Origin of the sequence: Streptomyces sp. N50 (assembly GCF_033335955.1) — a bacterium.
Lineage (GTDB): Bacteria > Actinomycetota > Actinomycetes > Streptomycetales > Streptomycetaceae > Streptomyces.
Map to the genome: position 1 here is coordinate 9,087,532 of NZ_CP137549.1, position 11,919 is coordinate 9,099,450.

7 protein-coding genes are annotated in these 11,919 nt (G+C 72.5%); 4 read left to right on the forward strand and 3 right to left on the reverse strand.

Annotated features, from left to right (window positions below; all coding sequences use genetic code 11):
- The first annotated feature begins 47 nt into the window (after window positions 1-47).
- On the forward strand, window positions 48-1,535 hold the full coding sequence (locus R2B38_RS40305) for an FG-GAP-like repeat-containing protein (RefSeq protein ID WP_318020742.1): 1,488 nt from the start codon (window positions 48-50) through the stop codon (window positions 1,533-1,535).
- 73 nt (window positions 1,536-1,608) lie between these two features.
- On the opposite strand, the gene R2B38_RS40310 is transcribed toward R2B38_RS40305, so the two are convergent.
- Both R2B38_RS40310 and R2B38_RS40315 read right to left on the reverse strand, forming a co-directional pair.
- Window positions 1,609-4,329, reverse strand: a complete 2,721-nt coding sequence (locus tag R2B38_RS40310; RefSeq protein WP_318020744.1) for a SpoIIE family protein phosphatase — start codon at window positions 4,327-4,329, stop codon at window positions 1,609-1,611.
- A gap of 76 nt (window positions 4,330-4,405) precedes the next feature.
- On the reverse strand, window positions 4,406-6,943 hold the full coding sequence (locus R2B38_RS40315) for a SpoIIE family protein phosphatase (RefSeq protein ID WP_318020745.1): 2,538 nt from the start codon (window positions 6,941-6,943) through the stop codon (window positions 4,406-4,408).
- Window positions 6,944-7,563: 620 nt separating this feature from the next.
- On the opposite strand from R2B38_RS40315, the gene R2B38_RS40320 reads away from it, so the two are divergent.
- Window positions 7,564-8,745 (forward strand): cytochrome P450, encoded by a 1,182-nt coding sequence (locus tag R2B38_RS40320; RefSeq protein WP_318020746.1) that lies wholly within the window; start codon window positions 7,564-7,566, stop codon window positions 8,743-8,745.
- Between the two features lie 45 nt (window positions 8,746-8,790).
- Here the strand turns inward: R2B38_RS40320 and R2B38_RS40325 are convergent, their stop codons facing one another.
- Window positions 8,791-9,285 (reverse strand): MarR family winged helix-turn-helix transcriptional regulator, encoded by a 495-nt coding sequence (locus R2B38_RS40325; protein WP_318020747.1) that lies wholly within the window; start codon window positions 9,283-9,285, stop codon window positions 8,791-8,793.
- 155 nt (window positions 9,286-9,440) lie between these two features.
- Between R2B38_RS40325 and R2B38_RS40330 the strand changes: the two genes are divergently transcribed.
- Together R2B38_RS40330 and R2B38_RS40335 are read left to right on the forward strand one after the other, a co-directional pair.
- Window positions 9,441-10,718: a multidrug effflux MFS transporter gene (locus R2B38_RS40330; protein WP_318020748.1), complete on the forward strand. Its 1,278-nt coding sequence runs from the start codon at window positions 9,441-9,443 to the stop codon at window positions 10,716-10,718.
- Between the two features lie 369 nt (window positions 10,719-11,087).
- The gene (locus R2B38_RS40335; RefSeq protein ID WP_318020749.1) at window positions 11,088-11,789 is read left to right on the forward strand and encodes a DUF4232 domain-containing protein; all 702 of its coding nucleotides are present in this window, start codon (window positions 11,088-11,090) and stop codon (window positions 11,787-11,789) included.
- Window positions 11,790-11,919 lie beyond the last annotated feature (130 nt).

The window sequence follows — 11,919 nt, forward strand, 5'->3', positions numbered from 1 at the left end:
GTCGAACCCGGTGACCGCAACACAATTGATCCACGGGGGAACACATCATGACGAACGTGTCACGCAAGAAGGTCTCCGCCGCCGTCGCGTCCGCGGCCTTCCTGCTCCTGGCGGGCGCCGGCATCGTCGCCGCCCCGGCCAGCTACGCGGGCGTCCCCGGCGGCACCAGCGCCGTCGACCGCAACAGCGACTTCAACGGGGACGGCTACGACGACGTCCTCATCGGCGCCCCGGAGGGCACCGTCGACGGCAAGCAGGGCGCCGGTTACGTCACCGTCCAGTACGGCGCCCCGAACGGCATCGCCACCAATAACACCGTCCCCAAGGGCCACACGGCCGTCATCAGCCAGTCCACGCCCGGCGTCCCCGGCACCTCGGAGACCTACGACTCCTTCGGCCAGGCCATCGCCACCGGCGACGTGAACGGGGACGGCTACGACGACGCGCTGATCGGCGCCCCCGGCGAGGACGAGGGCAGCCTCGAGAACGCCGGCCGCGTCACCGTCCTCTACGGCTCCAAGGCCGGCCTGGGCGCCGAGGCGAACACCTCCTTCACCTCCACCAGGCCCGCCGCGGGCGCCCGCTTCGGCCAGGCCGTGACGGCGGCCCGCTTCACCGGCGCCACCGACGCCGACGAGATGGCCGTCCTCGACGACAACGGCGCCCAGATCTTCGCCTACCACACCGACATCCTGCACCTGATGGGCACGCTGAACACGACCACCCAGCCGGGCGGCCACCGCATCCAGCCCGCCTACCTCACCACCGGCGACTACGACAAGAACGGCTTCGCCGACCTGGTCATCTCGGGCTACAGCCCCGACGACGACTACCAGCAGGGCTGGTCGGCCCTCTACGCGGGCGGCGACACCGAGTTGACGTACCGTCAGGACCTGAACGGCGGCCTCGGTACGGCGTCCGGCGACATCAACCGCGACGGCTACGACGACCTGGTGGTCGGCCAGCTGAGCAGCGCCGACGACAAGGCCGAGGGTGACGACGGCGGCAAGATCGCCGTCTACTACGGCAGTTCGGAGGGCACCGCCGGTCCCGCGGACTGGTGGTCGCAGAACTCCCCGGGCGTACCCGGCACTTCGGAGCACGGCGACGCCTGGGGCAACGACCTCTCCGTCGGTGACGTCAACGGCGACGGTTACGCGGACATCGCCGTCGGCGCACCCGGCGAGGACATCGGCACGGTCCGGGACGCGGGCGCGGTATGGCTGTTGCGCGGTTCGAGCGACGGCGTGACCGCGACCGGCGCCCAGTCCTTCGACCAGAACACCGCGAACATCCCCGGCACCGCCGAGGCCGACGACGCCTGGGGCACCCAGGTCCGCCTGGCGGACACGGACGCGGACGGCCGCAGCGAACTGGTCGCCTCCGCGCCCGGCGAGAACTCCGCTGACGGCTATGTCTGGTTGCTCCCGGCCGGTCCCAACGGCCTGCTCGCCGACGGTTCTTCGCTCTACAGTGCGGCCGACCTCGGCGGCGCGGCGAAGGGCGCGCACTTCGGGGCGGCGATCGACGAGTAGGACGGGTAAGCGGTATGGCGGCGCCCGCACCGGCTCGGCAGCCGGTGCGGGCGCCGACCGTCAACTGGAGTGGTCACAGGGCCTGTTCGGCCCAGATGACCTTGCCCGCCGGGGTGTACCGGGTGCCCCAGCGTTCCGAGAGCTGGGCCACCAGGAACAGGCCCCGGCCGCCCTCGTCCGTCATCGCCGCGTACCGCAGATGCGGTGACGTGGTGCTGCCGTCGTACACCTCGCAGATCAGGGTGCGGTCGCGCAACAGGCGTACGCGGACGGGGTCGTTGCCGTAGCGGATCGCGTTGGTGACCAGTTCGCTGAGGATGAGTTCGGTGGTGAACGTCAGCTCGTCCAGGCCCCAGTGGGTGAGTTGGCGGGTGACCGAGGCGCGCATGTCGGAGACGGCGGCCGGGTCGGAGGGGACGCGCCACTCGGCGATGCGGTCGGCGCCCAGGGCGCGGGTGCGGGCGACGATCAGGGCGATGTCGTCGCTCGGGCGTACCGACAACTCCGAGTCGAGAACGGCCCGGCAGGTGTCCTCGGGGGAGTCGCCGGAGTCGGTCAGCGCGGTGCGCAGCATCTCCAGGCCGACGTCGATGTCACGCTCCCGGTCCTCGACCAGGCCGTCCGTGTACAGGACCAGCCGGGTGCCCTCGGCCAGCTCCAACTCGGCCGTCTCGAAAGGGAGTCCGCCGAGGCCGAGCGGGGGTCCCGCGGGCACGTCGGGGAACTCGACGGTGCCGTCCGGGCGGATCAGCGCCGGTGGCGGATGGCCGGCGCGGGCGACGGTGCAGCGCAGGGTCACCGGGTCGTAGATCGCGTACAGGCAGGTCGCTCCGGTGACCGGGGCGACGGTGTCCTCGGTCGTCTCGTCCTGGTCGATGCGGCCGACCAACTCGTCCAGCAGGCCCAGGAGTTCGTCGGGCGGAAGGTCCAGCGAGGAGAAGTTGTGGACCGCCGTGCGCAGTCGGCCCATCGTCGCCGCCGCGTGCAGTCCGTGGCCCACGACATCGCCCACGACCAGGGCGACGCGGGCGCCGGACAAGGGCAGGACGTCGAACCAGTCGCCGCCGACCCCGGACTTCGCGGGGAGATAGCGGTAGGCGACGTCGAGCGCGGTCTGTGCGGGCAGCCGGCGGGGCAGCAGGCTGTTCTGGAGGGTCACCGCCATGCCGTGTTCGCGGGTGTAGCGGCGGGAGTTGTCGATGGAGACGGCGGCGCGGGCGACCAGTTCCTCGGCGAGGGCCAGCTCCTCCGAGTCGAAAGGGTCCGGCTTGTCGGAGCGCCAGAAGTTGACCACACCGAGGATGAGGGCACCGGCCCGCAGCGGCACGGTGATCAGCGAGTGGATGCCGTACTCGACGACCTGCGCGGTGCGTTCGGGGTCCTGGGTGAGCCAGCCGGGGGCGTCGCTCAGCCGGGGTTCGACGACGGCCTCGCCGGTGTCCAGGCTGCGTGCTTGCGGGGAGGACGCGATGAACTGGATCTGCTTGCCGACCGGGTAGAGCGGGGCGTCGTCCCGGACCCCGCTGGAGGCGGTGCGGCGCAGGTCGGTGCCGGGCTGCGGTTCCTCGCCGCTGAGCACGGCGTCGTAGAGGTCGACCGTGACGAAGTCCGCGAAGCGGGGGACGGCCAGTTCGGCGAGTTCCTCGGCGGTGCGGGTGACGTCGAGGCTGGTGCCGATGCCCACCCCGGCGTCGTAGAGCATGTTGAGGCGTTCGCGGGTGACCTCGGCGCGGCCGGAGAGGGCGCGGAGTTCCGTGGAGTCGCGGAGCGTGGTGACGCTGCCGGCCGGGCCGCCCTTGAGGTCGGTGGGGCGCTGGTTGACGGCGAGCAGCCGGTCGCCGACCCGGTGCACCTCGTCCGTCGCGACCCGCGCGGAGGCCAGCAGCGCGGTCATGTCGGCGTCGAGTCCGAGGTCGAGGACCAGGCGCCCCTCGGCGTTCTCCGGCAGGTCGAGCAGCTGGCGCGCCTCGTCGTTCGCGAGCAGAAGCCGGCCCTCGCCGCCGACGATGATCACGCCCTCCCGTACGGCGTGCAGCACCGCGTCGTGGTGCTCGTACATCCGGGTCATCTCGTGCGGGCCCAGGCCATGGGTCTGGTGCTGGAGACGTCTGGTGACCAGGGCAGTACCCCCGAGGGCGAGGATGAGGGCCACCCCGGCGGCGGTCAGCAGGAGCGGCAGCTGCTGGTCGGCGGCGCCGCCGACGTTCGCCTTCGTCACCCCGGCCGACACCAGGCCCACGACCTTGCCGCCGGGGCCCCGGACCGGGACCACGGCCTGCACCAGCGGTCCGATGGTGCCGGTGAGTTCCTCGGTGACGACGTGGCCGGCGAGCGCCGGGGCGATGTCCCCGACGAACTTCTTGCCGATGCGGTCCGGTTTGGGGTGGGTGTAGCGGATCCCCTCGGTGTTCATCACGACGATGAAGTCGACCTTGGACGTCTTGCGGGCGGCCTCGGCGCTGGGCTGGAGGATGGCCGTGGGGTCGGCGCTCTTGAGGGCCGCGACCGTGCCCGGCGCGTTGGCGAAGGTCTCGGCGACGGCCACCGAGCGGTTGCGGGCCTCCTGCGTGCTGTCGTGCCGCACTTGGAGGACCTGCGCCACCACGGCCGCCACGACCAGCAGCAGCACGATCACCAGCTGCAGCATGAACACCTGCCCGGCGACGCTGCGGCCGCCCAGCGGCGCCCGCCGGTGTTCGGGCGTCCGACGGGCACGGTCGTACGGGCGCTGCGCGCGCAGACCGTCGGGGCGGTGGGTCGACCGGGCCCCGGGACGACCCGTCAGGCGGACCATGTGCCCATGTCTACACTGCCCGACCTCAGGAGGCGAGGGGCGTCACAGGCGGTGACAGGCCGTGGCCGGCGGGGGGTCACGGGTGCCGTCCGGGCTTGGCGCGGCGCGCCGCGAGAAGCAGCGCGATGTCGTCGGGGCGGTCGGCCGCGTGCCGGGCCGCCGTGGTGAGCCGGTCGGCGACACCGGCCAGGGACCGCCCGCCCGGCCGTGCGGCGGGCCCGCCCGCCTTCGCGAGGGCGACGCGCAGGGCGGCGATGCCGTCGTCGATGTCGACACCGGGCCGCTCGACGAGGCCGTCCGTGTAGAGCGCGAGGATGGAGTCGGGTTCCAGGTGCAGCTCCGCCACCGGGTACTGGGCGTGCGGGTCCACCCCGAGGACCACGCCTCCGGGTATGTCCCAGACGCGGGTGCGGCCGTCCGGGGTACGGATCAGCGGCGGCGGATGCCCGGCCCGCGCGACCCGGACCAGCCCGCTCGCCGGGTCGAGGCGGAGATAGCAGCAGCTCGCGAACTGCCCGGGGTCGAGGTCGATGAGGAGGTGGTTCGTGCCGCTCATCACCTCGTCGGGGGGCCGGTCGCCGAGCGCGAACGCCCTGACCGCGCTGCGGAGTTGACCCATGGTGGCGGCTGCCTGGACGCCGTGCCCCTGGACGTCGCCGATGACCAGGGCCAGACCGTCACCGGCCTCGACGACGTCGTACCAGTCGCCGCCCACCTCCATGCCCTGGGTGCCCGGCAGATAGCGCCCCGCGGTCTCCACCTGCGGGTGGGTGGAGAGCCGGCGGGGGAGCAGCGCCTGCTGGAGGCCGCGGGCGAGGGCGGCCTCGGAGTCGTAGCGCTGGGCCTTCTCCATCGCGTGGGCGATCAGTCCGGCGAGGGCGGTGAGCACCGCGCGCTCCTCGGTGCTGAAGCTGCGGGAGCGGTCGAAGCCCAGGATGGCCGAGCCGACCGGGCGCCCGGACGCGATCAGCGGCAGGAAGGCGCGGGCGCCCTCCTCCGCGTCCAGGGGGATGCCCGGGTAGGCGTCCGCGAGCTGCTGCATGGAGTCGAAGAAGAGCGGGCGTCCGGTGGTGAGGGTCTCCACCCCGGGCAGCCGGGTGTCGAGACCGACCCCGTCGAACGGGGCGAGGAAACCCTGCGGGAAGCCGGTCTCCCAGGCCAGGTACAGATGCCGTTCCTGGAGCAGATAGATCGCGAGCCGCCGGCCGCCGAACGCGGGCAGCAGCTCCTTCATGACCACCGCGGACACTTGGCGGGCGGTGACCGCCTCCGTCAGCGCTATGGCGAGCACGATCGGCCGGTACAGCGGCGCGAGCGAGGTGACGCCGTTCCCCGGTCCGCCGTCCCCGTCGGTGTGCACGGGCACCAGCGGTGGTCCCACCACCCGGGTCGAGGGGGCGACCGTGCACGTCAGCCGGTCCTGGCCCGGATGGACGGCCATCGCGAGCCAGTCGCTCTCGTACGGCTCCTCGCCCTGCTCCCGCTCGTCCGGGCGCCGGACGTGGAAGTGCACCGGCCCCAGCGACAGCAGGGCGCCGCGCAGCTGGTCCTCGCAGCCGATCTGGTTCAGCCAGGGCACGCCCTCCCACAGCGGGCGGCCCAGCAGCTCCTCGCGCGGCCGGCCCAGCAGCCGGGCGGCGCGCGGATTGACGTAGGTGACCAGCCCCAGCCGGTCCAGGCAGAACACGCCGTCCGGCAGCAGATCGGCCACGCTGTCGGCGAGCGGTCCGGATCCCGGGTCGACGACGACACCGCTGACCGGGTGCCCGCCGTCCGGCGGGAGCGGCCCGGTGGCGGGCGTCCACAGGTCCAGCAGCCGGGCCGAACCGTCCGCCGCCCGCACCCGCAGGGGCAGCGGCGGGGGTTTCCCGGCGGCCGTGGCCCGCAGCGCGGCCATGACCTGGTACGTGTCGCCCGGCGCCACGACGTCCGCGAGGGCCTGAGCGGTGCCGGGGAACTCGGCGGGCTCCACCCCCATCAGGGCGTGCAGGGAGCCGTCCCCGGTCACGGCCGCGGTCCTCGGATCCCACGAGAACCGTGCCATGCGCCCCTCGGGGCGATGCGTGGCCGCCGTCCGGACGCACACGGGCTCGCCGTCCCAGGCGACGTACGGACCCTCCTCGTCCTTGTGCTGGTCCTCCAGCTCCGCCAGCGTCCGGCCCAGCTCCTCGGCCAGCCGGGTCATCCGGTCCAGGCCGGACAGCACCTCGGTGGCGTCGGCGGCGGAGGGCCGCAGCACGGTGAGCACGCCGTACGTCGTCGATCCGCCGATGACGGGGACGTACAGGGACCCGAACTGGAAGGGCAGGCTCGCGGCGAACTGGGGATAGCGGCGCATGGTCTCGGTGGCGTTCGGCAGGACCACGTGGACGCCGAGGCGGTAGGCGTCGGCGACGGGGAACTTGCTGTCGACGTGCAGCCGTCCCCAGGGGCGGAACAGCGGCCCGGGCAGCCCCGCCAGCACGCCGAGGCGCAGCAGTCCGGGCGTGCTCGACCGCAGGTAGACGCCCCCGGAGTGGCCGCCGGCCGCGTCGATCGCCTCCGTCGAGGCGTCGATGAGCAGCTCGGCGAGCCGTCCGGGCGTCCCCTTCTCGCGCTCGGCACTCCCAGTCATCGGGGCTCTACCTCGTCCTTGTGGCGCCGGGTGGGTGACACAGCAAGAATGCGCCAGGACGCGGCCGGGGTCACCTGGGCGGACGGGATGGGCTGGTGGGGCACGGGTATCGCCGGTCCGTCGGGGGCTGATGAAGTGATCAAGAGTGACTCACGTGTGGGTGGGGTCGGGTGCGGGGTGCCGCCGGCGTTTCGCGGGTCAGGCGACGGGGGTGGGCCGACCGGGGGTGGTGCCGCGGTCGCCGGGGGTGCGGCTGTCGTGCGCGGGCGTCGTTCCGGCGGACCGGGGTGTGGCCATCGGGCTGAGCCCTTTCGGATCGACGCGACAGGCGAACAGGCAGGGAAGATGAGCAGGCAGGCAGGAAAAGGGAGTTGAGGTCCGACCCGCGTCAGCGATCGGTCCTCGACCCATGGCGTTCAGGATGGCGCAAACTACGCCTCGCGCGGGGCGAATTCGATCTGTTGCCCTAGTCGGTAGTGACCGGTCGGCCTCCGGTTCGCCAGCCATGTACCGCGGACCAGCGCCCACAGCGGCAGCCCCCCGACCCCGCCCATCTCACCCACACCCCGATTGTTAGCCTCGGTCATGCCCAGTTACCCCCTGCCCCGTCACGGCACGCGATGAGCACGACCGCCGCCGCCCCCTTCCCCCTCGGCGCCGAGACCACGCTCGCCGAACTCGCCCACGACCCGCACCCCCGGCTGGCGCGGCTCCGCGAGCGTGAACCCGCGTCCTGGCTGCCGGAGTTGGACGGCTGGCTGGTCACCCGGCGGGACCTCGCGCTCGGCGTGATGAAGGACGCGGTCACCTTCACCGTGGACGACCCGCGCTTCTCCACCGCTCAGGTCGTCGGCCCGAGCATGCTGTCCCTCGACGGGGAGCGGCACGCCCGCCACCGTGAACCCTTCACCGCGCCCTTCCGTCCGCGCGAAGTACGGGACGGCTTCGCCTCGTTCATCGAGGGCGAGACCGACCGGCTCGTCACCGCGCTGCGGCCGGCCGGCGCCGGTGAACTGCGGCGCGCCTTCGCGGGCCCGCTCGCGGTCGCCGTCGTGACCGAGGCGCTCGGGCTGACCGGCACCACCCCGGACACGGTTCTCGCCTGGTACGACGCGATCGTGCGCGCGGTCTCGGACATCACCGCCGGGCACGAGGCGGGAGCCGACGGCACCACGGCGTACGCGGAACTGCGCGCCTCCGTCGAAGCCACCGTCGCCGACCGGGGCGGAGCCTCACTCCTCGGCGCCGCCGCCGCGCGGCTGACACTGCCCGAAGTGGCCTCCAACGCCGCCGTGTTGATGTTCGGCGGCATCGAGACCACCGAGGCGATGATCACCAACGCGCTGCTGCATCTGCTCCGGCACCCCGACCAACTCGCCCTCGTCCAGGCCGACATGGGCCTGCTGGACGGCGCGATCGAGGAGTCGTTGCGTCTCGAACCCGGCGCCGCCGTCGTGGACCGTTACGCCACCCGCGACACCGTCCTCGGCCCGGCCACGATCCGCGAGGGCGACCTGGTCACCGTCTCCCTCACCGGCGCCAACCGCGACCCGGCCGTCTTCCCCGACCCCGACCGTTTCGACGTCCGCCGCGAGAACGCCCGCCTCCAACTCGCCTTCGCCCACGGCCCGCACTACTGCCTCGCCGCCCACCTGGCCCGGCTGGAGACCCGCATCGCCCTCCGGCACCTCCTCGAACGACTCCCCGCCCTCCGCCTCGACCCGGACCACCCGACCGCCCCGCACGGCCTGGTGTTCCGCAAGCCGCCGACGCTGCACGTCCTGTGGGACGCCGTGACCTGACACGGAGGAGGGGTGCGGCCATCCTGATATCCCGTCAGAAACCCTTCACTCACGGCCCACTTGGCGCTCCATGACCTCCACCAACCGCCCCAGCGCACTCAGCACCTGCTCCCGGTCCTCGCCCAGCCCCGCCAACAGCTGTACCTCGGCGGAGAGTTGGCGCGGAAAGAGGTCGTCCACGGCCTTGGCGCCGGCCGGGGTGATGGTCACCAGGGCGGCGCGCCGGTCGGCCGGGTTCGGGGTGCGGGCGATGAAGCCGCGCCGCTCCAGCTTGCCCAGGGCCTTGCTGACGCCCGCCCGGGACAGGCCGAGCCATTCGGCGAGGCGGCGGGCGATCACCGGGTCGGTCGCGTGTCGCAGGGGGATCAGCATGTCGACCTCGGGGGCGGTGAGCTCGGCGCCCGCGTAGAGGGGCTCGACCGCCCGGTTCAGGAGGCCGGTGGCGTGCTTGAGCAGGCCGATCAGCTCCATGGGCGAGGTGTCGAGACCGGGGTTGTGCTCGGTCCACTGGGCGCGGACGTCGGCGGGGGAGGGCGACATGCGGCTCGTCTCTCACTTCCTGGACCGGGCCTTCGTAGGCCTTCGCAGGCCCGGTCCGCAGCATTTCACGGGTCTTCACGGGCTGACGAGGGCCTTCACCGGCCTTCAGCGGTCCGTCATTGTTAACTGGTGAACCATCGGTTACCGTTACGGTCATGGTATCGCCGTCCCCCTCCAGTTCCGCCGCCGCGCGCCCCACCGCACCGGCCGACTCCACCGACCCCTCGCGGCGCACAGCCGTCGCTCTGGTCGCCGTCCTCGCCGCGCTGACCGCCGTCGCCCCGCTCGCGACCGACATGTACGTCCCCGGTTTCCCCGCGATGGGGGACACGCTCGGGGCGAGCAGCTCGGCCGTGCAGCTGACGATGACCGCGTTCCTGGCCGGACTCGTCGTCGGCCAGCTGCTGATCGGCCCGCTCAGCGACAGCCTCGGCCGTCGCGGACTGCTGCTGTCCGGAACGGCCGCGTTCACGGTCTTCTCCGTCGCCTGCGCGCTCGCCCCCAATATCGAGGTCCTCACCGGAGCCCGGTTCCTCCAGGGCGTGTCGGGCGCGGCCGGCATGGTGCTGGCCCGCGCCGTCCTGACCGACCGCTTCCAAGGGGCCGAACTGCCCCGCTACTTCGCGGTCCTCTCCCAGATCATGGGTGTCGCGCCGGTCGCCGCTCCGGTGCTCGGCGGCGCGATCCTCGCCGTGTCGACCTGGCGCGCGGTGTTCGCCGTACTGACCGTGATGGGCGGTCTGTTGCTGCTCGGTGTGGTCCGCAAGGTCCCGGAGACCCTGCCGCCGGAGCGGCGGCACGCCGGCGGGATCACCAACACCTTCCGCGCGATGGGAGAGTTGCTCGGCCGCCGTGCGTTCATGGGCTACGTCCTTGTCCTCGCGTTCATCTCGGCGGCGCTGTTCGCCTACATCAGCGGGTCCAGCTTCGTCTTCGAGAACCTGCACGGGGTGTCCGCGACGACGTACTCCTTGATCTTCGCCGGCAACGCCGTGGCGATGCTCATCGCGGGTGCGACCTTCTCCCAACTGGCCGGACGGGTACGGCTGAACAACCTCCTCGTGGGCGCGGTCGCCGTCGCCGCGGTCGGCGCGCTGGGCCAGGTGCTGCTGGTGCTGACCGTGGGGGAGACCCTCGCCGGCACCTGGATCACCCTGTTCATCACGGCCGGCGGCATCGGCATGGTCTTCCCGTCGACCCTGAGCATCGGCCAGGCCCTCGGCCGCAACGCCCCGGGCGCGGCCTCCGCCCTTCTCGGCGGACTGCAGTTCCTGTTCGGCGCGCTCGCGGCGCCCTTGGTGGGGGTGTTCGGCGAGGACAGTTCCCTGCCGATGGCGGTGATCATGCTGATCGCCGTGGTGGCGGCGGGAGTTGCACTGGTGGGACTGGCCAGGCCGTGGGAGGGGCAGGGTGAACCGGCCTCGGCCGCATAGGAACTGACGGTCCGTCTGGAGCCTTCGGGCTTCGGCGAGTTCCTTCATCCGGTCGGCGGGATGCTCAAGGCCGGCGATCGGTTGTGGTTCCCGGGTTACGGGTCTGTCCCAACGGACCGTGACCGCGGACGAGTTGGCGACGGGGGCGGGAACGGCCGTCCGGGCCTGCCGTTGAGGGGTTCCGGCGCGTTGTGCCTGGTGATGGCGGGCGCCGTACGGGGAGACGCGTGTAACAGGAATGTCCTATGCGGTGGTTGTGCGGAACGGCCGACCCGGCCGAGCCGCTCTTGATGATCAGAAACGCCCGCTCGTACCGACGATCCGTACGGCGCGGCCGGCACTGACACCACCGATCCTGAGGATGAATCGATGCGCGTTCACAAGCTCACCTTCGCCGCCCTGGCCGTCGCCGCCGGTCTCTCGCTCACGGCCTGCCAGAGCGACGACGCCAGCACGGGGAAGAGTGACCCGTCGTCCGCGCCCACGGCGTCCCCCGCGTCCAACACCTCCTCCTCGGGCGGCAGTTCGGGCACGGACAGCCCGGACCAGAGCGGCGCGAAGGCCACCACGGGGACCAGCTCCGGTGGGTCGGGCTCCGGCGGCACGGGTGCGGGTACGGCGGCCGGTACCGGCTCCGACGCGAACGCCAAGGCCGGCAGGTGCCGTACCGACGAACTGGAGGTCACGGCGACGGACAACACCATCGACGGGGACGCCGACCGGACCGTCGTGGTCGAGTTCAAGAACGGCGGCGGCCGGGACTGCACGATCTCCGGGTACGCGGGCGTCGACCTGAAGACCAACGCGGGGACGGTGTCCGCGAAGCGCACCGGGCAGGAGACCACGTCGGCCGTCCTCAAGAACGGGAAGTCGACCTACTTCCCCGTCAGCTACCCGTTCAACAAGTCGGCCGGCTCCGGCGTCCGCATCACCGGCCTGGTGGTGACCCCGCCGAACGAGACCAAGTCGGTCACCCTCAACTGGCCGGGCGCCGCCACCCTGCCCGTCACGGACGGCTCCGGCGCCTCCGTGACGGTCGGCCCGGTCGGCAGCGCGGGGCAGGGCGGCTGACCGGGGCCGGTTCCGGCGGGCCCACGCGTCGAAAGCGGTCAGGGAGTCGAAAACGGTCAGGAAACCGCCGTCATCCGCCGGGCCGGCCGCGCAAGACGCCCACAATCCGCCACATCGGCGATGACGCGGA